General features: G+C 67.6%; 27 protein-coding genes. 11 read left to right on the top strand and 16 right to left on the bottom strand.

The window, feature by feature from the left end; genetic code table 11:
* Positions 1-73: 73 nt before the first annotated feature.
* From VB777_RS01625 to VB777_RS01615, 3 genes are all read right to left on the bottom strand, one after another.
* Entirely contained in the window at positions 74-592 is a 519-nt protein-coding gene (locus VB777_RS01625) for a hypothetical protein (RefSeq protein ID WP_323246639.1), read from the bottom strand.
* A gap of 541 nt (positions 593-1,133) precedes the next feature.
* A complete protein-coding gene (locus tag VB777_RS01620) occupies positions 1,134-1,370 on the bottom strand; it encodes a DUF2442 domain-containing protein (protein ID WP_323246645.1) in 237 nt (78 codons plus the stop codon).
* A 31-nt stretch (positions 1,371-1,401) separates the two neighbouring features.
* Positions 1,402-1,641: a DUF4160 domain-containing protein gene (locus tag VB777_RS01615; RefSeq protein ID WP_323246637.1), complete on the bottom strand. Its 240-nt coding sequence runs from the start codon at positions 1,639-1,641 to the stop codon at positions 1,402-1,404.
* A gap of 836 nt (positions 1,642-2,477) precedes the next feature.
* Here VB777_RS01615 and VB777_RS01610 point away from each other — a divergent pair.
* Positions 2,478-3,692, top strand: a complete 1,215-nt coding sequence (locus tag VB777_RS01610; RefSeq protein WP_323246636.1) for a histidinol-phosphate transaminase — start codon at positions 2,478-2,480, stop codon at positions 3,690-3,692.
* On the opposite strand, the gene VB777_RS01605 is transcribed toward VB777_RS01610, so the two are convergent.
* The 7 genes from VB777_RS01605 to VB777_RS01575 form a co-directional block, all read right to left on the bottom strand.
* Positions 3,676-4,434: an MBL fold metallo-hydrolase gene (locus tag VB777_RS01605; protein WP_197170847.1), complete on the bottom strand. Its 759-nt coding sequence runs from the start codon at positions 4,432-4,434 to the stop codon at positions 3,676-3,678. The genes VB777_RS01610 and VB777_RS01605 overlap by 17 nt on opposite strands.
* An 83-nt stretch (positions 4,435-4,517) precedes the next feature.
* Entirely contained in the window at positions 4,518-5,141 is a 624-nt protein-coding gene (locus tag VB777_RS01600; protein ID WP_323246634.1) for an aminodeoxychorismate/anthranilate synthase component II, read from the bottom strand.
* 89 nt (positions 5,142-5,230) lie between these two features.
* A complete protein-coding gene (locus VB777_RS01595) occupies positions 5,231-5,653 on the bottom strand; it encodes a diacylglycerol kinase family protein (protein WP_197159046.1) in 423 nt (140 codons plus the stop codon).
* Positions 5,654-5,745: 92 nt separating this feature from the next.
* Entirely contained in the window at positions 5,746-6,336 is a 591-nt protein-coding gene (gene ybeY / locus VB777_RS01590; RefSeq protein ID WP_323246632.1) for an rRNA maturation RNase YbeY, read from the bottom strand.
* 4 nt (positions 6,337-6,340) lie between these two features.
* Positions 6,341-6,523, bottom strand: a complete 183-nt coding sequence (locus VB777_RS01585) for a DUF3285 domain-containing protein (protein WP_197158546.1) — start codon at positions 6,521-6,523, stop codon at positions 6,341-6,343.
* A gap of 118 nt (positions 6,524-6,641) precedes the next feature.
* Positions 6,642-7,767 (bottom strand): peptide chain release factor 2 gene (prfB, locus tag VB777_RS01580; protein WP_197159045.1). Its coding sequence is split into 2 segments (ribosomal slippage): positions 6,642-7,691 and positions 7,693-7,767, totalling 1,125 coding nucleotides; the frame shifts between segments, so codons are not numbered across the junction.
* A 30-nt stretch (positions 7,768-7,797) separates the two neighbouring features.
* Positions 7,798-9,201, bottom strand: a complete 1,404-nt coding sequence (locus VB777_RS01575; RefSeq protein ID WP_323246629.1) for an alpha/beta hydrolase — start codon at positions 9,199-9,201, stop codon at positions 7,798-7,800.
* Between the two features lie 85 nt (positions 9,202-9,286).
* Between VB777_RS01575 and grxC the strand changes: the two genes are divergently transcribed.
* Positions 9,287-9,547, top strand: a complete 261-nt coding sequence (gene grxC / locus VB777_RS01570) for a glutaredoxin 3 (RefSeq protein ID WP_197158544.1) — start codon at positions 9,287-9,289, stop codon at positions 9,545-9,547.
* 2 nt (positions 9,548-9,549) lie between these two features.
* On the top strand, positions 9,550-10,566 hold the full coding sequence (gene gshB, locus VB777_RS01565; RefSeq protein ID WP_323246628.1) for a glutathione synthase: 1,017 nt from the start codon (positions 9,550-9,552) through the stop codon (positions 10,564-10,566).
* A 34-nt stretch (positions 10,567-10,600) separates the two neighbouring features.
* Here the strand turns inward: gshB and VB777_RS01560 are convergent, their stop codons facing one another.
* Together VB777_RS01560 and VB777_RS01555 are read right to left on the bottom strand one after the other, a co-directional pair.
* Positions 10,601-11,467 carry an ion transporter gene (locus VB777_RS01560; RefSeq protein WP_323246627.1) on the bottom strand — a complete coding sequence of 289 codons (867 nt, stop codon included), beginning with the start codon at positions 11,465-11,467 and terminating at the stop codon, positions 10,601-10,603.
* Between the two features lie 50 nt (positions 11,468-11,517).
* Positions 11,518-12,900, bottom strand: coding sequence for an isochorismate synthase (locus VB777_RS01555; protein ID WP_323246643.1), 1,383 nt, complete (start codon positions 12,898-12,900; stop codon positions 11,518-11,520).
* 121 nt (positions 12,901-13,021) lie between these two features.
* On the opposite strand from VB777_RS01555, the gene menA reads away from it, so the two are divergent.
* From menA to VB777_RS01530, 5 genes are all read left to right on the top strand, one after another.
* Complete coding sequence (gene menA, locus VB777_RS01550; RefSeq protein WP_323246625.1) at positions 13,022-14,020, top strand: 2-carboxy-1,4-naphthoquinone phytyltransferase; 999 nt, start codon at positions 13,022-13,024, stop codon at positions 14,018-14,020.
* Positions 14,017-15,036 carry an o-succinylbenzoate synthase gene (locus tag VB777_RS01545; protein WP_323246623.1) on the top strand — a complete coding sequence of 340 codons (1,020 nt, stop codon included), beginning with the start codon at positions 14,017-14,019 and terminating at the stop codon, positions 15,034-15,036. Before menA ends, VB777_RS01545 begins: the two co-directional genes overlap by 4 nt.
* A complete protein-coding gene (locus VB777_RS01540) occupies positions 15,033-16,316 on the top strand; it encodes an AMP-binding protein (protein ID WP_323246621.1) in 1,284 nt (427 codons plus the stop codon). The genes VB777_RS01545 and VB777_RS01540 overlap by 4 nt, the downstream gene beginning before the upstream one ends.
* 16 nt (positions 16,317-16,332) lie before the next feature.
* On the top strand, positions 16,333-16,596 hold the full coding sequence (locus VB777_RS01535) for a TM2 domain-containing protein (protein ID WP_322758227.1): 264 nt from the start codon (positions 16,333-16,335) through the stop codon (positions 16,594-16,596).
* Between the two features lie 95 nt (positions 16,597-16,691).
* Positions 16,692-16,859: a hypothetical protein gene (locus tag VB777_RS01530; protein ID WP_197158537.1), complete on the top strand. Its 168-nt coding sequence runs from the start codon at positions 16,692-16,694 to the stop codon at positions 16,857-16,859.
* On the opposite strand, the gene VB777_RS01525 is transcribed toward VB777_RS01530, so the two are convergent.
* The gene (locus VB777_RS01525) at positions 16,843-17,283 is read right to left on the bottom strand and encodes a thioesterase family protein (RefSeq protein ID WP_322758226.1); all 441 of its coding nucleotides are present in this window, start codon (positions 17,281-17,283) and stop codon (positions 16,843-16,845) included. The genes VB777_RS01530 and VB777_RS01525 overlap by 17 nt on opposite strands.
* 35 nt (positions 17,284-17,318) lie before the next feature.
* Between VB777_RS01525 and VB777_RS01520 the strand changes: the two genes are divergently transcribed.
* Positions 17,319-18,071 (top strand): hypothetical protein, encoded by a 753-nt coding sequence (locus tag VB777_RS01520; RefSeq protein ID WP_323246617.1) that lies wholly within the window; start codon positions 17,319-17,321, stop codon positions 18,069-18,071.
* Between the two features lie 160 nt (positions 18,072-18,231).
* On the opposite strand, the gene VB777_RS01515 is transcribed toward VB777_RS01520, so the two are convergent.
* Both VB777_RS01515 and VB777_RS01510 read right to left on the bottom strand, forming a co-directional pair.
* Complete coding sequence (locus VB777_RS01515; protein WP_322758224.1) at positions 18,232-18,519, bottom strand: DUF2752 domain-containing protein; 288 nt, start codon at positions 18,517-18,519, stop codon at positions 18,232-18,234.
* A gap of 149 nt (positions 18,520-18,668) precedes the next feature.
* Entirely contained in the window at positions 18,669-19,853 is a 1,185-nt protein-coding gene (locus VB777_RS01510; RefSeq protein WP_197158534.1) for an NAD(P)H-quinone oxidoreductase subunit H, read from the bottom strand.
* Positions 19,854-19,918: 65 nt separating this feature from the next.
* Here VB777_RS01510 and rsmH point away from each other — a divergent pair, with 65 nt between their 5' ends.
* Together rsmH and VB777_RS01500 are read left to right on the top strand one after the other, a co-directional pair.
* On the top strand, positions 19,919-20,836 hold the full coding sequence (gene rsmH, locus VB777_RS01505) for a 16S rRNA (cytosine(1402)-N(4))-methyltransferase RsmH (protein ID WP_197159042.1): 918 nt from the start codon (positions 19,919-19,921) through the stop codon (positions 20,834-20,836).
* Complete coding sequence (locus VB777_RS01500; protein WP_322758223.1) at positions 20,836-21,432, top strand: DUF456 family protein; 597 nt, start codon at positions 20,836-20,838, stop codon at positions 21,430-21,432. The genes rsmH and VB777_RS01500 overlap by 1 nt, the downstream gene beginning before the upstream one ends.
* Here VB777_RS01500 and VB777_RS01495 read toward each other — a convergent pair.
* The gene (locus VB777_RS01495) at positions 21,398-22,549 is read right to left on the bottom strand and encodes a cysteine desulfurase family protein (protein ID WP_322758222.1); all 1,152 of its coding nucleotides are present in this window, start codon (positions 22,547-22,549) and stop codon (positions 21,398-21,400) included. The two genes, VB777_RS01500 and VB777_RS01495, sit on opposite strands and share 35 nt — an antisense overlap.
* Positions 22,550-22,558 lie beyond the last annotated feature (9 nt).

Genomic DNA, 22,558 nt, shown 5'->3' with positions numbered 1-22,558 from the left:
GGGAAACGGGCCTGCCCACCCCTTGCAACGTCAGCTGTGGAGCCGATCGACTGAGGTGCGCGGCCCACCCCGGCTACGCCGGGGTGGGAATGCCGGGGGATTTACACCACTGCAGGGGACGCAGGCAACCGGGCCCACTAGCATTTTTGCACTCCTTGGACACGGCGCATGTAATTGCGAGACCTGAATCAAGATCGCCAAATACTACTCTTGACTGCTTGGCAAGAGCTGCATTAAAGAACTTTCCGATCTTCTCTACACATGCAATGTTGAAGGAAACTGGCTTTTCTCGCTCCTTTAGCTCACTTCCACTTGGGGTGGCTTCGCTTTGATCGTCGCCGCCTAGCTCTTCTGGGGTTTCCTCCAAAATATCTTCTGCTGTCGAAAAGACAAGATCAATGATCTCATCTACTCGAGTGTATTCTCGAGGAATGAGAACTTCGCGTATCCTGGCCTCAACGGAAGGACTATCAAGATCCTGGCGAATCTTCATTAAACTCAAGAGAGCGTCAATGGATATAAGACGTACATCCCAAGCATAGCGAGAGCCACGAATCTGGGCCTCAAGCTCTCCAGTGTCTTCGCGACCCACAATGATTAGTATTGAGGACTGATCTTCGGTTATTCGACCCGTCTTGATGAGCCGCCTGCGATACGTCGCGACAGTTTCTACTGGGAGACGATATGCATCAGTCGTCTTGACCTCGGCAACTATGGAATGATTGTTCGGCGCAGTCCAGATGCCATCATGCCCAATATCACTTTTGGTTCCTCGATACCGACCCGGTTCAACCTTAAATCCCAGGCGAGCGGCTATTTCGTTGACGATATCCTGCAGAGCCAGGCCGGAATCCTTGAATGCACTCTCAAGGCAATCGTTGTCGTACTTGCCAAAGGATCACCAGGGACTCGAGCCAGAAAGTCGCGGAATTCTTTCGGAGCCGAGTTGTTATCGCCTAACTTGCCGTCGCCTGCGAATCCAATGATCTGGTCTACGCGCTTTGCTCGAATCTGTTCAGGATTTTCCTTCCAGATCTGAATGAGAGTCATGGGTCACTATTCGTCCCTGAAGCCTAGCCAACGGTTGCCATCAGCTGGCCGCAAAGAGTATGACTGAAAACTGCTTCATGGAATCACCGAACTTCAGGAGGTGGTTCAGATGAATAGCATGGTTGAAGATTGCCCTTTGCCCTGAGAGGAAACCTCTCGGGATTGCGTATCGACTCAACGGACAAGTCAACGTCGAGCTCAGGCCAATAGAGATGATCAGCGGTGGGACGCATAACGTTCATTACTTGCTCAATCGTGGCGGCCTTGAACCACGGAAATTCAGAATATGGGAGAGCCAATTCTTCGTCATCAATAAGCATCCAGATGCAAAATCTGGAAACATTGGTGACCTCAACTTCCAAAGTGGTTGTTCCAGGCATCGATGATCTCCTGTTGACGTGAAACTGCTAGGCGTTCGGCATCCTTGATCTTGGAGGAGCTTAGCCCGATGTTGCGGGCAAGTTCAATGGAAGGACTCAGCCAAAACTTCGCCTCGCCATCTGGATGGCTGACATGGATGTGCATGCGGCTCTCCTCGCGTGAGAAGAAGAAAAACCGAAATTCGCCGTCCCGGAAGACAGTTGGTGACAAGCATGCTCCCAGACTTGAGTTCCAGCATAGCCCTGCTGTCAGGCTGGCAATTCAGTAGATCCGAGCAGGGCTTGATGGCGATTTTACTATCTCGTTATACTTGGGATAGCTGTTTCCATCGTTCTAACGCTGCCCCTGAGTGGCAGGCAGTACCAGTGGAGTGGCAGAGGAGGGCTGGTGGCGGCCTGTCCCTTGGGGGGCTTGCCAGGCATTCTCACGCGCCCATTGATCGACCTGACGGAACACCCAGGCCCACGTGGCAGGGTTGATTTTTCCCTGGCCCCAATGTCTACTGGTCTTTGAAAATATCTCCTCGACAATATCAGTACCTTTATGCATGAGCTCATCGCGTTGAGCAAGACCCAAGAACGGCTTTTCGCCATAAATAAGTTCATATTCCCGAATTCCTCGTTCTTGCCAGTACGTACCATAAAAGGGAACGGCGTGTACACGAAGCCAGACCCACATGAATTCTGGGTCTGCAACATTTGGAGTTTCCGTATGGCACTGAGCGCACAAGAGCACTGGGCTACCGGGACTTTCGCCCCCGCCAAGAGAGCGCGGAATGATGTGGCAACGCTGAAGTTTGCGCTTATGCGCACAGCGCCAACACAATTGTTCTGCCTCCGCCCAGTCGACGGACAGTAGGCATTCGCCCTGGTGGCCAACCCAGTAGTCAACAATTTCGCGGTGAGTCGTGTCCATGACCTTGCTGCCTAACGCTGCCCTTGAGTGGCAGCAAAGAAGTCAGCGCGATGGATCCCGCCGCACGTCCTCCAGATGCCCCCGCTGCACCGGCCTCCCTACGCTGGCTGCGATTGTCGCCACGCCCTGCCTTGATCCCTTGCCTGCCTGACGGTCCCCAGGCCCGGCCCGAGGTGGAGTCGCTGCAGTCCTACAGCGCCCCGCTGGAGGGCAGGCGCGGCCTGTTGCGGCTCGACTTCAACGAGAACACCGTGGGGCCGAGCCCCCGGGTGGTGGAGGCGATTCGCGCCATCCCGGCCGACCACTACGCCATCTATCCCGAATACGACGGCCTGCGCGAGGCGGTGGTGGCCAACCTCATCGCCACGGCCCCAGGGCTAGCCCGGTCGCTCGCCCCCGAGCAGGTCGGCCTGTTCAACGGCGTGGATGCCGCGATCCACGCCCTGTTCCAGGCCTATGGCGCGGCAGGAGACCGGCTGCTCACCACCAGCCCCACCTTCGGCTACTACACGCCCTGCGCCCGGATGCAGGGCATGGCGATCGAGGCGATTCCCTACGAGGCGCCGTCGTTCACGTTCCCGCTGGCCGCGATCCGGGCCGCGCTTCAGCCACCGGCGGCTGGTGATGCGGATGGCGATGCAGCTGGCGATCCAGATGGCGATGAAGCCCAGGCGGGCTGGACGCCGCCTCGCATCCTGTTGCTCTGCAATCCCAACAACCCCACCGGCACCCGACTCGCACCGGAGCGGATCCTGGAGCTGGCGGCGCTGGCACCCCACACCCTGGTGGTGGTGGATGAGCTCTATGAGGCCTTCACCGGCGACAGCGTGCTGCCGCTCCTGCTGCAGGCCAGCGGCGCCGCTGATCCCTTTGCGGCCCACCCCAACCTCCTGGTGCTGCGCTCCCTTGCCAAGACAGCCGGTCTGGCGGGGCTGCGCATCGGTTTCGCGATCGGGCCAGCCGCCGTGGTGGACCGGGTGAGCCGGGTCACCGGCCCCTACGACATCAACAGCTTTGCCGTGACCGCCGCCCATGCCGCCCTGGCTGACCAGCCCTATGTGGAGGCCTATGTGGCGGAAGTGCTGCGGGCCCGGGGCTGGCTCGTGCAGCGCCTGCAGGAGGCCGGTGTGCAGCACCACGTGGACGGCGGCAACTATCTGCTGATCTGGCCCAAGGGAGATCCCGGTGTTGTGGAGGCCGAGTTGCGGCGAGCCGGCATCCTGGTGCGCTCGATGGCGGGCAAGCCCCTGATCGATGGCTCCCTGCGGGTGAGCCTTGGAACGCTGGACCAGATGCAGTGCTTCTGGGCCGCCTATGCCGCCATCGAGCTCAGCGCATCACCATGATCTCGGTGCCCTCACTGAGCTTGCCCGGCAGGGTCACACTGCTGCCCACCCGCTTCACCGGGGTCCCGGCCATGGCCTGCAGAAAGGGTTCGACGCTGCCCTGGTCGCAATCCGGCTTCTCCTTGCCGCTGTTGTGCTGAACGGGGATCACCCGGCGAGGCTTCAGTTCCCGCACAACCTCCGCCGCCTCGGCACCGGTATAGACCTTCGCGCCACCGCCGACCCCGATGATCAGCACATCCGGTGTGCCCAGCAGCACCCGATCGGCCGGGGCCAGCCTGGCGGCGGTACCGCCCAGGTGGGCGAAGGTGAGTCCACCCTGCTGCCAGCGCCACAGGGTGGACTGCCCGAAGCGGCGGCCCCCGACCCGGTCATGGGGTGCGGCGATCCCCTCGATCTGCAGGCCCGCGACGCGATAGGAACCCGGAGTCACCAACATGCGGCCGCTGGCCACCGGGGCTCCTTCATCCAGCAGGCGACTACTGGCCAGGATCACATCGGCACCCACCCGCGGCTCGCTGAGTCCCGCGGCACAACCCACGGCCTTGAACGGATTCACCAGCACGGTGGCGCCGCCGCCACGGATCAACAGGGCGCTGTGGCCATAGCTGGTGATGGTTACCCCGCCTGCAGCCAGCGCAGCCGGGGTGAGGGCCGCTCCTGCCAGGGTGGTTCCCGCCAGCACGCTGGTGGCCGTGAGCGTCGCCAGGGGGCGGAATCGGCGGAAACCGGCAACAGCCATGGGATGGGGGAGGCGGCCCCAAGGGCCCTTGCGTGGCGCGAAACTAGCAGCGATGGGGCGCCAGAACAGTTTGGCCGGGCTGCTCAGCGACTGGCCAGATGCTGGTTGCTCGGATGCAGGCTCGCCTGCCGCAGAAAGTTGGATAGCAGCGCATGGCCGTTCTGGGTGAGCACGCTTTCGGGGTGGAACTGCACCCCCTCGATATGGGGATGGTCACGGTGCCGCAGGCCCATGATCGTGCCGTCGTCGAGCCAGGCCGTGATCTCCAGGCACTCCGGCAGGCTGGCGCGCTCGGCGATCAGGCTGTGATACCGCGTGGCGGTGAGGGGATCAGGCAGGCCGGCGAACACCCCTTCGCCGCCATGGCGCACCGGAGAGGTCTTGCCGTGCATCAGCTCCGCCGCCCGCACCACTCGCCCTCCATACACCTGGGCAATGGCCTGGTGGCCCAGGCACACCCCCAGGGTGGGCACGGTGGGGCTGAGCTGCCGCAACACCTCCAGGCACACACCCGACTGATCTGGATCGCCCGGGCCGGGGGAGATCAGAATCGCGGCGGGGGCGAGTTCCCGGATCTGCTCCAGGCTGAGGGCATCGTTGCGTTCCACCCGCAGCTCAGCAGCCAGGGGATGGTCCGTCGCCAGCTCGCCCAGATACTGCACCAGGTTGAATGTGAAGCTGTCGTAGTTGTCGAGGACCAGCAGCATGGGAGCCTTCGGGCGCCGGCAGGCGCCGCATCGATCGCCCCATTCAACGTTGCCGCCTCAGCAGCGGGATGGCTTGGCAGGGCGCAGCCTCAGAGGCCCAGCCGCAGCATCAGCGGCGGCAGCAGCAACAGGCCCGCCACCAGCAGCGAGGCCAGGGCCGCCACCAGCACAGCGGCGGCGGCGCAGTCTTTGGCGATCTTGGCCAGGGGGTGGAAGGATCGCCCGATCGCAAGGTCGACCACGGCTTCGGTGGCGGTGTTGAGCAGCTCCAGCACCAGCACCGTCGCCACCGTGAGCACCAGCACCGCGAGCCGGTCGGCGCTCAGCCCGAGCCAGAGGCCCAGGGAGAACACCACCACCCCCGTGCCCACATGGATGCGGAAGTTGCGCTGGCTGCGGAAGCCATAGATCACGCCCTGCGCTGCGTAGCGAAAGCTGGAGGGCAGATCCCCTGCCACGGTCCAGGCACCCAGTCGGGGTTTGCGGCTGCGGGAAGTCCCTTGCGTGCTCATCGCCAGGCCGCTGGGCTCATGCAGCGTGAGGATGGGGGGCTCGTGCGGAACCTGCATGGCATCGGTACCGGCAACGCGTCTCTTGGCGCACCCTACCGCCGGTTTTCGGCCTGACCAGTCCTGATCAAACGCTCCTGCAGGGCCAGCATGGCCGCGAGGCTGGGCTCATCGGGATGGTCCCAGCCGAGCAGGTGAAGCAGGCCATGGCTGGCCAGGAACAGCAGCTCATCCTCAAGCGTGTTGCCAGCATCTCCGGCCTGGCGAGCGGCGGTTTCCAGCGAGATCACGATGTCGCCCAGCTCCAGGGCCTCCAGCTCCATCCCAGCCGCCATCGGCAGATCGGGGAACTGTTCGCCTTCAGCGGTCTCCTGGGCGGCGAAGGCGAGCACGTCCGTGGCGCCATTTTTCTGCCGCCAGGAGGCGTTGAGTTCGGCGATTGCGGCATCGCTGCAGAGGCTGAGGCCAAGGCTGTAGGCCGTTGCCTGCAATGTGCCGGGCAGCTCCGGCCTCAGCTCCGCCAGCCAGCGCCCCAGGTGCTCGCTCCAGGGTTCCAGCCCCGCCACGACATCGGCCAGGGGCGCTGCCGCTGCCAGCAGAGCGGCTTCAAGGCTGTCGTCCGCCTGGAAGGCCAGGTCAAGGTCGATCTCGTTGGGGTCGATCTCGATGGTGGAGTCGGCGGGCATGGCGTCAGCCCGTGGGGGGCAGGGTGGGCCGGCCCAGCCAGGCGATCAGCACCAGAAATCCGCACAGGCCCAGGGCGGTGAGGCCGAAATGCACCAGGCTCTGGCGTCCCTTGCGCACCATGTTGCGCATGGCCAGTTTCACGAAACTGGCCGGTGGCGCCTGCGGGTCTGGTGAAGAATCCGGCATCAAGGAAAAGAGACGGGAGAGCGTTCGTTTGCGCCTGTTCAGTGTCGGCGTTTCAGACGCCGATCGTGAGCCCGGAGGTTCAGTCGATTGCTTCAGTCCTGCGCATCGGTCCGGCGCCTCAGTCCGGCGCTTCGGTGGCCATCTCCACCCCCTGGTGCAGCAGGCTCTCGATGAAGGGGTCCAGGTCACCATCCATCACGCCCTGCACGTCGGTGGTTTCGTGCTGGGTGCGCAGATCCTTCACCATCTGGTAAGGGTGGAACACGTAGTTCCGGATCTGATTACCCCAGGCCGCTTCCACGATGTCGCCACGGATGTCGGCGATTTCGGAGGCCCGCTGCTCCTGGGCGATCACCAGCAGCTTGGCCATCAGCAGCGCCATCGCCTTCTCCTTGTTCTGCAGCTGGGAACGTTCCTGGGTGCAGCGCACGAACAGGCCGGTGGGGATGTGCAGGATCCGCACGGCCGTCTCCACCTTGTTGACGTTCTGGCCACCGGCACCGCCCGAACGGGAGGTGGTGATCTCCAGGTCCTTGTCGGGGATGTCGAGTTTCACCTCCTCATCCAGCTTCGGCATCACCTCCACACCAGCGAAGCTGGTCTGGCGCTTGTCGTTGGCGTTGAACGGCGAGATCCGCACCAGCCGGTGGGTGCCCTTTTCATTGCGCAGGTAGCCGTAGGCGTAGCGGCCCTCGATCTCGATCGTGCAGCTCTTGATCCCCGCCTCCTCCCCTTCCGAGAGTTCGTCCACGGTCACCTTCATGCCGTGGTCTTCAGCCCAGCGCGTGTACATGCGCATCAGCATCAGGGCCCAGTCCTGGGCGTCGGTGCCGCCGGCACCGGCATTGATCGAAATCACGGCGCCCTCCTTGTCGTAGGTGCCGGAGAGCAGCCGCTCCAGCTCCCAGCGGTCCAGATCGGAACGCAGGGTGGCGAGGCCGCTGCTGGCCTCCTCCAGCAGGTCATCGTCGGGCTCCAGCCCGTACAGCTCCAGGGTGGCTTCGGCGTCGTCCACGGCGCCGCGCCAGCGGGCCAGCTGCTCGAGCTGGCTCTTCACATCGTCGAGCAGGCGCATCTGGCGGCGCGCCTCCTGCTGGTCATCCCAGAAATCGGGCTGGGAGGCCAGCTGCTCGAGGTCGCGCTGGCGGGCTTTCAGGGCCGGTACGTCAAAGACAGTCCTGGGCATTGCCCAGGCGGTCGGTGAGCTCGGACAGATCGCGTTTGAAGTCGGTGAGGTCGAGCACCGTGGAGGGAGGTCGCATGGGGCGACCGTATCAGCGCAGTTGCTCGTCGAGCCAGTCGAAGACGATCTCCTCCGCCACCTGGGCACCCACCGGCTGGTCGTGCAGGGAGGCCCCTTCGGCCGCCGTGAGACGCACCAGCCGCTTCTGGCTCGGAGGCAGGGCGGTCAACAGGGCAAAGGCCTGCTCCGACTGGTCGGCAAAGGCCCAGTCCCCCTGGTTGGCCAGCACCAGGCTGGGAATCCGGATGCGCTGCCAGTCGCTGCGGAAATCGAAGGGCAACATCGCTTCGAGCAGGCCGTAGTAATCGGAGGGCGGCTGGCCCGCCCTGGCCTCCAGCAGCACCTGGCGGCTGAAGATCTCGCCCCGCTTGTGAATCTGGAACCGCTCGGTCGGGCTCAGGGAGGGCCAGGCGGCCTGCAGGCCGGCATTCACCTGGCGGCACACCTGCTGCTGCTCGCGGCTCCCAGCCCCCTGGCTGCGTTGCACGGCGGCCATGCTGGTCTGATCACCCCAGAGGGGGGTAAAACTCCAGGCCGCCGGTTCGAACACCACCGCATCCAGCCCGCTGAGCGCAGCCGCGGCCCGGGCGCAGAGCATGCCGCCGAAGGAGATCCCGATCAGGGCCACCCGCCCCACGTCGCTGCGTTGACGCACGGCATCCAGCACCGGACCCACCACCTGGTCCCAGTCAGGGGTGAAGGGGATCTGCCGCTGGAACAGCAGCGACATCTGGCCGGGCCCCTCGAACAGGACAACGTTGTATCCCCGGGCCAGGGCAGCGGTGACGCCGAACTGCATCGTTTCGACGTTCTGCCCGTCGCTGCCCTCGCTGATCAGCACCGTGGGGCGCGCTCCGCTTCCGCCAGGGGCGGGGAAGAAGGTGACAGGAAGCTCTCCGAAGCGCGAGGCCACCACGAACCGTTCGACCCGGGGCTCCAGGAGGCGGATCGCCTGCAGCCAGCGGCGCTGGGCAGAGGCAAAGAGAGCCTCCTCTCGCGCGCCATCGCCGCTGCCGAACACGAAGAACAGCTGCTGGGCGGCGCAGGTGGCGGCGCGGAACCAGCGGTGGCGGGAGGTGACGGGGTGCGCACTGGCCTGCTCGGCCAACTGTTCGAGCCGATCTCCGGCGCTACCGAAGGCCTCGACCAGGGCATCGAAGGCAGCCGTGGGTGGATCGGAAGGGTTGCCGCTGCGGGCACGGATCACCTGGGCGATCCGCAGCACTTCTCCCACCTCCGCCGTCTGGGAGCTGGCACCGCCGAGGGCGAACAGAACCTGGTCGTTGAAGACGGGCGCCGCCAGCAGCTGCAACGGCGTGACCGGCAATCCCGAAGACTCGCCTGCCGACGGCCTGGCCTGCGCCCTCCAGGGAACCGTGCCGGCCACTGCACTCGACGCCGCGACCAGCAACAGGTGGCGGCGTGTCCATGTCATGGCCCAGCCCTCAGCCCCCTGATCACCATGCCCAGCCGTGCCGCTATTCACTTCTAGGATCCACCCTTCCGCCTGAGTTGAGGAGATGGCCGCCAACGTTGAGATCTACACCTGGCGGTATTGCCCGTTCTGCATTCGCGCCAAGCAGCTGCTGGAGCGCAAGGGAGTGCCCTACACCGAGTACGGCATCGATGGCGACCATGCCGCCCGGGCGGCGATGAGCGAGCGGGCCGATGGGCGCACGAGCCTGCCCCAGATCTTCATTGATGGCCAGGGCATCGGGGGCTGCGATGAGTTGCATGCCCTCGATCACAAGGGCCAGCTCGATCCCCTCCTGGGCAGCTGACGGTGAGCGTCCTTCCGCCCCCCGGTTCCGCCTCCCAGCTGTTCCTGATCGATCCGATCGCCCGGCTCAATCCCGCCAAGGATTCGAGCGTGGCCCTGATGCAGGCGGCTCAACGGGCCGGCCAGGAGGTCTGGGTGGCCACCATCGCCGACCTGTCGGCCGCACCGCCAGTCAGCGGCGTTGACGACCGCGGCCATCGTGCCTGGGTGTGGGCCCAGCCGGTATGGCTGGAGCCGATGGTGGCCGATCCGACGGGCTGGCAGGTGCCCCAGCCCTGGTACCGGGCCGAGTCGCCACGCTTGCTGCCCCTCGAAGCGTTTCCCCGGGTCTGGATGCGCAAGGATCCGCCCGTGGACGAGGCCTACCTCTATGCCACCCATCTGCTGGAGCTGGCCGAGCGCCAGGGGGTGCGGGTGCTCAACCGGGCCGCCTCCCTGCGCGGCTGGAACGAGAAAGTCGGTTCCCTGCGCTTCAGCCACCTGATGGCGCCCTCGCTGGTGAGTGCCCGGGTGGAGCAGTTGGCCGCCTTTGCCGCCGAGCACGGCGATGTGGTGCTCAAGCCCCTGGGTGGCCGGGCCGGTCAGGGGGTGGTGCGCAGTGCGGCCTCAGCCCCCGGACTCCCGGCCCTGCTGGAGCTGGTGACCCAGCAGGAACGGTTGCCGGTGATGGTGCAGGCCTTCCTGCCGGGGGTGACGGCCGGCGACAAGCGCATCCTGCTGGTGGACGGCGAACCGCTCGGGGCCGTGAACCGCAAGCCCCTGCCGGGTGAGTTCCGCAGCAACCTGGCGGTGGGTGGGGCGCCGGAGGTCACCGAGCTGACGGAGGCGGAGCGGCGGATCTGCGCCGAACTGGCCCCGGTGCTGCGGGCGGAGGGTCTGTTCTTCGTGGGGATCGATGTGATCGATGGCCGCCTCAGCGAAATCAACGTGACCAGCCCCACCGGTGTGCGGGAAGTCGAACGGCTGGCGGGGCAGCCGCTGGCGGATCTGACGATCGAGCGGTTGCTGGCACAGGGCTGAAGCAACCCCACCTGAACCACGCCGGCGCGCCCCCTCAGAGCCCGTTGCCGCACTGGTGGCAGAAGCGGGCATCGCCCTGGTGCCCCCCCTTGCCGCAGCTGGGGCAGCGCCGCACCGGCTCCTGGCGGCGGCGTGCCTGCTGAATCCCCACCGTGAGGATGCCGGTGGGCACCGCGATGATGCTGTAGCCCAGCAACATCACGATCGAAGCGACGAAGCGCCCCAGGGGGGTGACCGGCGCGACATCGCCATAGCCCACGGTGGTCACGGTGACCACGGCCCAGTAGATCCCGACCGGGATGCTGACGAAGCCGCCGGATTCGCCCTCGATCAGATACATCAGAGCTCCGATGATGACCACCAGGAGCACCATGGTCATCAGAAAGACGAGGATCTTGCGCCGGCTGGCTACTATCGCCCTCCAGAGCAGCTCCGATTCCTGCAGATATTCGCCCAGCTTGAGGATCCTGAAAACCCGCAGCAGCCGCAGGATGCGTACCACCAGAAAGAATTTGGTTCCCGCCAGCATCAACCCCAGGAAACTGGGCAGGATCGCGATCAGATCCACCACGCCGAAGAAGCTGGTGGCATACCGCAGCGGCTGACTGGTGCACAACAGCCGCAGCACGTATTCGAGACCGAACAGCAATGTGAAGCCCCATTCCAGCCCCTCGAAGAGATGGGGATGGCTCAAGGCCACGCGGCTGTCGCTTTCCAGGATCACCGCGAACACGCTGGCGCTGATGGCGATCAGCAGCAACAGGTCAAAGGCCTTGCCCGCCGGCGTGTCCGCCTCGACAATCACCCGATGGAGGGTGGCGCGGCCAAAGTGCTGGCGCAGCAGCAGGCCACTGACCAGCAGACCGCTCAGCAGCAACAGCAGAACGAGCAGGGGGGCCATGGCCGGCTAGGGGCAGGGGCGGTGCCGAAGGCCGAAGCAGCGCTCGTGGCTCAAAGCGGCATCGGAGCCAGCGGCAGATTGAGCTGCTGCTGCAGCACCCCCAGCTTGAGGGCCACCTCCTGCAGTTCCCGCTCCGCCACCGAACCCTGCACCAATCCGGCGCCGGCGGTGAGTTCCAGCTCACGGCCGCGCAGGGTGCCGCTGCGGATCGCCACCCGCAGCTCGGCATCCCCCTCGCTGTCGATCCAGCCCAGGGGCGCGGCGTAAGTACCTCGCTCGAAGGGCTCGAGGCTGCGCAACCAGGCCATGGCCTCCCGCCGGGGCAGGCCGGCGACCGCCGGGGTGGGATGCAGGGCCGCGGCCAGGGCCAGGGGTTGCTGCTCCCCGAGGCTGGCGGTGATCGGGGTGTGCAGATGCACCAGCTGGCCGTGGCGGGCCAGCCGCGGTCGCCGCGGCCGGCGCGGATCGAGGCCGGCCTCGCGCAGCACTTCGGTGATCGCCTCCACCACCAGCTCGTGTTCATGCCGGTCTTTGACGGAGCCGGGCAGCAGGTCGGCCGCCGGGCCGATCGGGGCGGTGCCGGCCAGGGCATCGCTGCGCAGCTGGCCCTGGCGCACCGTGAGCAGCCGCTCCGGTGACGCGCCCAGCAACGCCCCACCCTGGGCCTGCTGCCAGAGGAAGCGACAGCTGCCGGGCTGGCGCAGGCGCAGCTGGGCCAGGAGCAGGAGGGGATCCAGGGGGCGATCCAGCTCCAGCCGCTGGCGCACCGCCAGCACCAGCTTGCGCAGCGCCCCCGTCTCCACCAGCTCCAGGCCTCGAGCCACCGCCTCGCGGTAGCCCTCCTGCCAGGGGGAGCTGTGCAACAGGCGGACCCCCAGCAAATCGCCCGCCGGTTCGGCAGACGGCGGCAGTGTGCGCAACAGCTCGGCCTGCTCCCAGAGCTCCTCCGCCACCGAGCGGGGGGTCACGTCGCCGCCGAGGCTGCGCTGCAGCCGCAGCCAGCAGTGGCGCCCCTGGCGGCTGAGCTGCCAGCGCGGCAGTACCGCCTCCACCCCGGCCACGCCCTGGCCGTCCTGCAGGGGGCTGTCGAAGAAGGAGAAGGCCAGCAGCACCCGCGGCCGGGCCAGGGGCGGGCAGGCCTGCGGCGCCACCGCCAGCCGGCTGAGGCTCACGGCGCTGAAGCGCTGGGCCAGCTCGAAGCGGCGCGGTCCACTCAGCTCCAGACTGTGGGTCTTGCCGCTGGCGGCCAGGCAGAGGCCGGGGGCGCTGTCCCAGAGGAAACGGAACCGCTGGCCGTTGGGCAGATGGGCCAGCAGCGCCATCGGGTCTCGCGCGGCCAGCGGCAACGCCAGGCTCAGCACCCCGTCGTCTTCCAGCTGGCTGGCCCCCTGGGCCGCCGCGGCAAGGAGCTCCGTGAAGCTCGCCTCCGGCAGGGAGGGCTCCGCGAGAAACGACGGGAGTGGGGAGGTGACGCTGGGTGGAGCCTGCACCGGGTGGCGCCGAAGCGGCTGCTCAAATGTATGGACCTTCTCGCATCAGCAGCTGCCGGCATCCATGTCCGAGCCCCAGGTCGTCGCAAGCCTTCACGCCGCCGAGGCGCCACGGCAAGGGCCACCGCTGGATCGGCGCCGCCTCTGGAAGGCGGCGATCAAGTGGCCCATGTATGCCGTGGCGGTGATGCCGGCCCTGATCGCCGCCGGCTGGCGGCTGGGCCGCGGTCTGCCGATGCGGCTCGATCAACTGCTGCTGTTTCTCCTGGCAGCTGTCCTGCTGCTGGCCTGGGAGAACCTGGCCAACGACGTCTTCGATGACGAGACCGGCGTCGACACCCATGGCAAGCCCCATTCGGTGGTGGCCCTCACCGGCCGGCGTGACCGGGTGGCGGCCCTGGCCAACGGGGCCCTGGTGCTGGGTCTGCTGGTGATGGCCGTGGTGGCCCTGCGCAGTTCCGCGGCGGTGCTGCTGCTGGTGCTGGCCTGCTGCGGACTGGGTTACCTCTACCAGGGGCCGCCCTTCCGCCTTGGCTACCGGGGTCTGGGGGAGCCGCTCTGCTGGCTGGCCTTCGGCCCCTGCGCCACGGCGGCGGCCCTGCTGGCACTGGCACCGGTCGCCGAGGCCGGTGGGGCGGCGGGAGTCACGATCCCCTGGGCCGATGCCCTGGTGCTGGGGGGAGGTCCGGCCCTGGCCACCACCCTGGTGCTGTTCTGTTCCCACTTCCATCAGGTGGAGGAAGACGCCACCCATGGCAAGCGCTCACCGGTGGTGCAGCTCGGCAGCGATCGGGCGGCGACCCTGGTGCCCTGGTTTGTGGCGGCCACCCTGGCCTGGGAGTGGGCACCGGTGCTGCTCGGCTGGTGGCCCCTCACGGCCCTGCTCGGTGCGATCGGTCTGCCGCCGGCCCGGGCCCTGATCCGCCTGCTGCGCGAGCACCATCATGTGCCCGAGCGCATCAGTGGCAGCAAGTTCCTGGCCCTCCGCTTCCAGGCCCTCAACGGGCTGGGGCTGGCCCTGGGCCTGGCGCTGGGGCCCTGGCTGGCGCGGGCCGGGCATTGAACTCCAGCCCTGGATTCGGAGCGGCCGTTGCGCTGCGGCTGCGGTGGCGCCCGTTCCACCTGGCCTTGCCCCAGCCCCTGCGCACCTCCCAGGGCTGGCTGCGCCAGAAGCAGGGCTGGCTGTTGCGACTGCAGTCGCCCGATCACACCGCCTTGGGCTGGGGCGAGGCGGCGGCCCTGCAAGGCGAAACGGCGGCTCTGGCGGTTGCGATCGCCCGTTGCACGCCTGGACCAGACGCCACCATGACGCGTGTCGCCCTCGAGGCCCTGCTGCCCGGCCTGCCAGAGGTGCTGGCGTTCGCGATCGGTGCCGCCCTGGCGGAGCTGGACGGGCTGATCGGCCCCATCTGGCTGCCGCCGCCGCCCGCCGCCCGGCTGCTTCCGGCCGGAGAGGAAGCCCTGGCTGCCCTTGAGCTCCACCTGAACGCAGACGGGGCCAACAGGGCGGTCTGGCCGAGCTGCAAGTGGAAGGTGGCCGCCAACCCCGATCCACTGGAACGGCAGGTGCTGGAACAGCTGCTGGAGCGGCTGCCTGCCGACGCCCGGCTGCGGCTTGATGCCAATGGCGGCTGGAGCCGCGCCACCGCAACGGCCTGGGCAGAGCGGCTGGCGGAGGAGCCGAGGCTCGAATGGCTGGAGCAGCCGCTCGAACCCTTCGACCTGGAGGGCCATGAGGCCCTGGCCCGACTGCTGCCGGTGGCCCTGGATGAATCCCTGCAGCACAGGCCGGAGCTGCGCCAGCGCTGGCCCGGCTGGCAGGTGCGGCGCCCCTCGCAGGAGGGGGACCCGCGCCCCCTGCTGGCGGCACTGGCAGGGAGGGGGGGCGGGCCATTGCCGCGGCTGGTGCTCAGCACCGCCTTCGAGACCGGCATCGGCCAGCGCTGGCTGAACCATCTGGCGGCCCTGCAGGCTCACCAGGGCGACGCCCCCGCCCCCGGCCTGGCACCGGGCTGGCTGCCAGGCACGGGACTCGGCAGCCTGGACCCTGTGGAGGTGTGGGAGGCGGCGGCTCGATGAAGGATCCGGAGTTACACACGGGCGCCGAACCGCTCTTGTTGCAAAGCGGTGAGGCTGGCGACCCGGCGGAATTGATCGCGACTCTCGAACGTGCCTGGCAGGAGCAGCGCCTGGTGGCCCTGGCCGATCCCGCCGAGGCGCAGCAGCTGCAGAGCGAGTTGATCGGCGCCCAGTTGCCGGTCGGCGCCGGCGTGCTGGTGGGCAGCGGCGGCAGCAGCGGCGGGCGCCGCTGGTGCCTGCAGCCCCTGGCCCACCTTCAGGCCTCGGCTGCGGCCACGGCGCACTGGCTGGAGCAACTGGAGATCGATCCGGCCCGTTGTCTGCACCTCAATCCCCTGCCGCTGCATCACGTCAGCGGTCTGCTGCCGCTGCTGCGGGCTCAGCAGTGGGCACAGCAGCGGACGCGGCCGCATCCCTGGGCGGAGAGCCACCGGTGGCTGCCAGCGACCCTGCTGCGCCAGCCCCAGCACCTGGCAGACGCCCTGCCGCACCCTGGCGATCGGCCGGTGCTGCTCTCGCTGGTGCCCACCCAGCTGGCGCGGCTGCTGGAGCATCCGACTGCCGTGGCCTGGCTGCGTGGCTGTGCCGTGATCTGGGTGGGTGGTGCGGCCCTGCCGCAGGACCTGGCCCGCAGGGCCCGGCACTGGGAGCTGCCGCTGGCCCCCTGCTACGGCGCCACGGAAACCGCCGCCATGGTCTGCGCCTTGGCGCCGCAGCAGTTTCTAGCCGGCGATCCGGCCCAGCCTGGTTGCGGCTTCCCACTCGAGGATGTGGAACTGCGGCTGGAGCCCCAGACCGGCGCCGTGCAGCTGCGCACCGCACGGCTCAGTCCCGGCTGGCTGGCGCAGGGCTTGCTGCAGCCGCTGCCCCGCACCCCGGACGGCTGGTGGACCAGTGGGGATGGTGGGGTGCTGACACTCCAGGGCCTGCACATCCAGGGCCGTCTGGATGGCGCCATCAGCAGCGGCGGTGAGACCGTGTTTCCCGAGCAGCTGGAGGAGCGGCTGCGGCAGCTGGCCGCAGCGCTGCCCCTGCAGGAGGTGTTGCTGCTCGGCGTGGAGGAGCCCCCCTGGGGGCAGCGGCTGGTGGCGCTGGTGCGCGGTCACTCGCCTGACGACTGGGAGTCGCTGCAGCAGGCGCTGCCGGCACTCACGGCCGGCTGGCGGGCCGCTGAACGGCCGCGCCGCTGGTTGCTCTGCCCCGATCTGGCACCCACCGCTACTGGCAAATGGCAACGGGGGCGTTGGCAGCAGTGGCTCGCCTCGCTACAAAACCCTTGACCCAGGCCCTCAAGACATGAACGGCGTTGATCCGGAAGTGAGCAACAAAAAGCTCGCCGCCGGCCTGCTTGGGATCTTCCTGGGTGCCTTTGGGATCCACAAGTTCGTGCTGGGCTATACGAACGCCGGCATCATCATGGCCGTTGTCACGGTTGTGACGTGCGGATTCGGCGGCTTCGTGATGGGTGTGATCGGCCTGGTTGAAGGGATTATCTATCTCTCCAAAACACCTGAGGAGTTCAAAGCCGCCTATCTCGACGCCAAGCGGGAATGGTTCTGATGCCGTTGGGTCTTCCCCTCGCCAACCCTGCATCGCCCGGGGTCTCACAAGGTTCAGCACCGCGTTCCGGCTCCCCGGCATCGACCGCCTTCCCCATGGCCCTGCGCCGAATGCCGCTCCTGCTGTTGGTGCTGGCCAGCCTGATCAGCCTCGCCGCCTTCAACGCCATCCCAGATCAGGGGCTCCACCCTCTGGCCTGGATGGCCAGCCTGCTCCCCCTCCAGCTCGCGGCCCTGCTATGGGGCCTCAGCCGGCAGCGCTGAGGTTGGAGGCCTCCAACCAGCGCTGGATCGCCAGCGGCAGAGGGCAGCGCCTTCGGGTCTCCACCGTGATGGCCACATGGCGCGTCAGGCCAGTGGCGACGTCATGGCCGTCGCGGCGGAAGCTGTAGCGCACCTCGAAGCTGCCGGGATCGAGGCGTTCCGGTTGCAGCCACACCCTGAGCTGATCGCCGCAAACCAGCGGGTGGCGGTAATCGGCGCTGCAATGCACAATCGGCAACGCCACGGCGAGCGGCTGGCCAGGACGCGGGAAGATCTCCTCGGCGCTGATGCCGTAGCGCGCCAGGCTCTCCTCATAGGCCTCATGGCACCAACGCAGCAGCTGGTGAAAGTGCATCACCCCGGCGGCATCGGTGTCGCCGAAGCGCACGGTGCGCTCGATCTGCAGCCAGTGGCTCGATGCCATCGATCCTGTCCCCGGGTCTCCCTTGTGCGGCTTTGGTGGCCCCATTACATTCCGGCCATCTTCGCCCCGCTGGTGTGGCCGCTGCGTTCGCCTACGAGCCGCCCAGCCTGAATCGGGCCTGGGAGGCCTTCGTGGCCCATCTCCCCACCCTGCTGGTGATCTGGCTGATCACCATGGCGATCACGGCGGTGGGCGGCGGGGTGTCCCTGCTGTTTGCCTTGCTGGGCGTGAGCCTGGGCGGCGCTGATCCGGCGGCACTCACCCAGGGAGCCCTCGATCCCACCGGCGCGGCTGCCCAGATGGCCCTGCTGCTCGGCCAGCTGGGTCAGGTGCCCTTTGCCATCCTCTCCAGCCTGGTGGGGGTACTGCTGGTGGCGGTGCCGGCCCTGCACTACGAAACGGGCACCACCATCACCGTGTCCGAGGCCCTGCGGATCCTGCAGGATCGACCGATGCGCTATCTGCTGGCGGGCCTCTTCTTCGCGCTGGTCACCTGCGTCGGCCTGTTGCTCTGCCTGCTGCCCGGCTTTGCGGTGCTGCTGGTGGCGCCGGTGTATGTGAACCGCATCTTCGCCACCGATCAGGGGGTGCTGGACGCTTTTGCCAGTTCCTTCCAGGCCGTGTTCCGCTCACCGCATGGCATGGCCTTTGTGGGGGTGCAGGCGCTGGTGGGAACGGTGGTGCTGGTGGTGTCGATCTGCACCTGCGGCCTGGCGGCGCTGGTGGCGATACCGGTGGGAAACTTCTACATCCAGAACTCCGCGTATCACCAGGGCGTGATCTCCTGATCCCGGCTCCGATCAAGGCCGCTCTGCTGGGCCTCTGATCTGCTGATCAGATCTTGCCTTCTGATCTGAATCTTGTCTTCTGAGCTTGTCGTCCTTCTGATCTGAATCCTGTCGTTTGATCTGAATCTGGTCACTCCTGGCCTGTCCTGCTGCGGAACCCTCAGCCCGTCGGGAAGGCCGGCAGCCCCAGTCCGTACTGCAGGGTCATGCGCACCCCCCAATAGAGAACCAGCGCCACACTGATCACCACCAGATGGCTCCCTTTCAGCTGGGGTGGCACCAGCCGCCGGCTGCAGATCGACGCCACCGACCAGACCAGCAGAGCCACGGCCGCCGCAGGTCCGAAGGCATGCCAGTCCATCGCCTCACGGATCTGGCCCTGGAGGCTGGAGCAGACAGCCCGGGTGAGGAAACAGGTGGGGCAGGGAATACCGGTGAGCGCCCGCAACGGACACGACCAGCCGGGCAGGAGGCCATGGCCCAGCCAACCCTTGAGCCCCAGGTAACCGGTGAGAGCAGCAGGCAGGAGGAAGCCAGACTGCCGCAGCCGCTGCAGCCAGCGCTGGCGCGTGGATCGAGGTCGGGTTGCTGCGCGGCTCAGCGGTCCACCGAGCCCATGATCACGTCGATCGAGCCAAGGATCGCCATGATGTCGGCCACCTTGTTGCCCTTGAGCAGGTGGGGCAGGATCTGGAGGTTGTTGGAATCGGCGGCGCGAATCTTGAAGCGCCAGGGGGTGACGTCGTCGTTGCCCTGGATGAACACACCGATTTCCCCTTTGCCGGATTCGAGGCGTGTATACAGCTCGCCCGAAGGAATCTTGAAGGTGGGAGCCACTTTCTTGGCCACGTACTGGTAATCGAAGCCATACCACTCGCTCTTCTTGCCCTCGGCCATGCGCCGGGCTTCCAGGTTCTCGGTGGGGCCGCCGGGGATCATCTGGCAGGCCTGGCGCAGGATCTTCAGCGACTGGCGCATCTCCTCCACCCGCACCCGGTACCGGGCGTAGCAATCACCTTCGCTGGCCCAGGCCACGCTCCAGTCGAAGTCGTCGTAGCACTCGTAGTGATCGACCTTGCGCAGGTCCCAGGGCACGCCGGAGGCCCGCAGCATCGGGCCCGAAAGGCTCCAGTTGATCGCCTGCTCCCGCTCGATGGTGCCGAGCCCCTCGATGCGGCGGCGGAAGATGGGGTTGTTGGTGATCAGCTTCTCGTATTCATCGATCTTGGGGCCGAACCAATCGCAGAAATCGAGGCACTTCTCCAGCCAGCCCCAGGGCAGGTCGGCAGCCACACCGCCGATGCGGAAATAGTTGTTGTTGATCAGCCGCTGGCCGGTGGCCGCTTCCCAGAGGTCGTAGATCATCTCCCGTTCGCGGAAGATGTAGAAGAACGGCGTCTGGGCGCCCACGTCCGCCAGGAAGGGGCCGAGCCAGAGCAGGTGGTTGGCGATGCGGTTGAGTTCCAGCATCAGCACGCGGATGTAGCTGGCCCGCTTCGGCACCGGCACGTTGGCCAGACGCTCGGGTGCATTCACCACGATCGCCTCGTAGAACATGCCGGCCGCATAGTCCATGCGGCTTACGTAGGGCACGAACATCACGTTCGTGCGGTTCTCGGCGATCTTCTCCATGCCGCGATGGAGGTAGCCGATCACCGGCTCGCAGTCCACCACGTCTTCGCCATCGAGGGTCACGACCAGCCGCAGCACCCCATGCATAGAGGGGTGATGGGGCCCGAAGTTGACCACCATCGGCTCCGTGCGCGTCTCCAGCTGCGTCATGGGGCCGTGGGCTGCGGATCGAATGGCGGGATCTTAGGAAGGGAGAGCCCGCTGCATGGCCTCTTCTGGCACAGGCCTTCGATCACGTGCCGGTGCTGGCGGAAGCGGTGCTCGCCAGCTTCGCGGTGCTCCCCCCCGCGGCGGCGGGCCCGCAGGGCGGCCTGCTGATCGACTGCACCCTTGGCGGCGGCGGCCACAGCGCCCTGCTGCTGGAGGCCCATCCCGGCCTGCGCCTCATCGGTCTCGACCAGGACCCCACCGCCCGCGCCGCCGCCGCCCAGCGCCTGGACCCCTACGGCGATCGGGTGCGGATCGTGGCCACGAACTTCGCCGATTTCCTGCCCCCCGAGCCCGCCGCCCTGGTGCTGGCCGACCTGGGGGTGAGCAGCCCCCAGCTGGACGTGGCGGAACGAGGGTTCAGCTTCCGCGTCGATGGCCCGATCGACATGCGAATGAATCCCGCTGCCGGCGAGCCGGCAGCCGCGCTGCTCGATCGGCTCTCGGAAACCGAGCTGGCCGATCTGCTGTATGCCTATGGCGAAGAGCGGCTATCGCGCCGCATCGCCCGCAAACTGGTGGAGCTGCGCCCCTGGAGTGATCCCACAGGAGCGGAGGGGAGGGGTACAGCCGCCCTGGCCTACGCGATCGCCGGCTGCTACCCGCCCAAGGCGCGGCGCGGCCGCATCCATCCCGCCACCCGCAGCTTCCAGGCCCTGCGCATCGCTGTGAACAACGAACTCGCCGTGCTGGATCGCCTGCTGCAGCGCGCCCCCGACTGGCTGCTGCCCGGCGGGCTGCTGGGTGTGATCAGTTTCCATTCGCTCGAAGACCGGCGGGTCAAGACCGCCTTCCTCGCCGATGAACGGCTGGAGAGGATCACCCGCAAGCCCCTGGTCGCCAGCGAAGCGGAGCAGGAGGCCAATCCCCGCAGCCGCTCCGCCAAGTTCCGGGTGGCCCGGCGGCGGGTTCTGGAGGAGGGTTGATGGCCCTGGCCGCGATCGCCCTGCCGGCGCTGAGCGCCACGGCACGCACCGACCTGCTCTGGTGGCTGGCATTCCTGATTCAGCTGGCGGCCCTGCCCGGCACCCTGCTGCCGTTGCTGCCCGGTCTGGTGCTGCTGCCCCTGGGGGCGCTGCTCTGGCCCCTGGCGGTGGGCTGGAGCGTGGGCTGGCCGCCGCTGGCGCTGGCCGTGGTGCTGCTGCTGCTCGGCTGGGGGGCCGAGGCGCTCGGGCTGGTGCTGGGTCCGGCGCGGCTGCAGGCCACGCGCTGGGCCTATCTCGGTGCCGGCATCGGGCTGCTGGTGGGGTTGCTGGGCCTGCTGCCCGCCCTGCCCTTCGGTGGACCCCTGCTCGGGGCACTGGTGGGGCCTCTGCTGGGGGCGAGTGTGGGGGAGCTGGTCAGAGCACCGGCCTCGCTGGCACCCACCCCGCTGCTGCGGTTGCGTCGCTGCCTGCTGGTGGGGCTGGCGGTGGTGAGCGGGATGCTGGTGAGCCGGGTGGCCCAGGCCCTGCTAGCCGTTGTAGGGGTGGTGGGCTTCGTGCTGCTCACCACCCTGTGGGGCCCGAGCGGAGCTGGTTGACGGCCTCACGCACGGCCGTGATCGCCGTGCTGATGTCGGCCTCGGTGGTGCCGCGCCCCAGCCCGAAGCGGATCGAGGCGGCGGCCTCGGCGCGGCTGCGCCCCAGGGCCGCCAGCACGTGGGACGGACTGCCCTGGCTGCAGGCCGAGCCACTGCTCACGGCGATCTGGCGGCGCAGCCGCTGATGCAGTCGGGTGCCGTCCAGGCCTGCCACGCTCACATTGAGGCTGTGGGGCAGGCGGGCCGTGGCGCACCCGTTCAGGGTCACCCCCCCGAGGTTCTCGAGCGCCTGCTGCAGCCGGTCGCGCAGGGGCCCCAGCCGCAGGGCCCGCGCCTCCCGGTCGGCCAGGGCCTGCTCCACCGCCACCCCCAGCCCCACGATCAGCGGCACCGGCAGGGTGCCGGCCCGCAGCCCCCCCTCCTGCCCGCCGCCGTGCTGCTGCGCCGCCAGGGGCACGCCGGGGCGCACCAGCAGCGCTCCCACCCCCTTGGGCCCATACAGCTTGTGGCCGCTGAGACTGAGCAGGTCGATGCCGAGCTCCTCGGCGGCGAGCGGAATCTGGCCCACCGCCTGGGCGGCATCGCAGTGAAACAGCACGCCCCGATCGCGGCAGAGCCGGCCGATCGCCGCCAGGGGCTGCAGCACGCCGATCTCGTTGTTGGCGGCCATCACCGAGAGCAGCAGCACGTCCGGGGTGAGGGCCTCCTCCAGCCGGTTCAGATCGAGCAGCCCATCGGGCTGCACCGGCAACAGCGTCAGCGGCACACCGTGGCGTTGCAGATGGGCGAGGGGATCCCGCACCGCCCGGTGTTCGCTCACCAGGCTCACGATCCGCCGGCGGGAGAGACCGCGCTCCGACGCCGCTTCCACAACGCCCTTGAGGGCCAGGTTGTTGGCCTCGGTGGCGCCGCTGGTGAAACACACCGTTTCCGGAGCCACGCCGAGGGCCCTGCCGATGCGGCCGCGGGCCTGCTCCACCGCCGCGGCCGCCTGCAGGGCCGGCCGGTAGAGGCGGCTGGCGGGGTTGGCGAAAGCCTCACTCCACCAGGGCGCCATGGCGGCGACCACGGCCGGATCGCAGGGGGTGGTGGCGTGGTGGTCGAGGTAGGCCAGCATGGATTCATG

Source organism: Synechococcus sp. CCY9202, assembly GCF_034931685.1.
In the GTDB taxonomy this organism is placed as follows: Bacteria; Cyanobacteriota; Cyanobacteriia; order PCC-6307; family Cyanobiaceae; genus CBW1002.
This window is presented reverse-complemented; position numbering and strand designations above follow the sequence as displayed.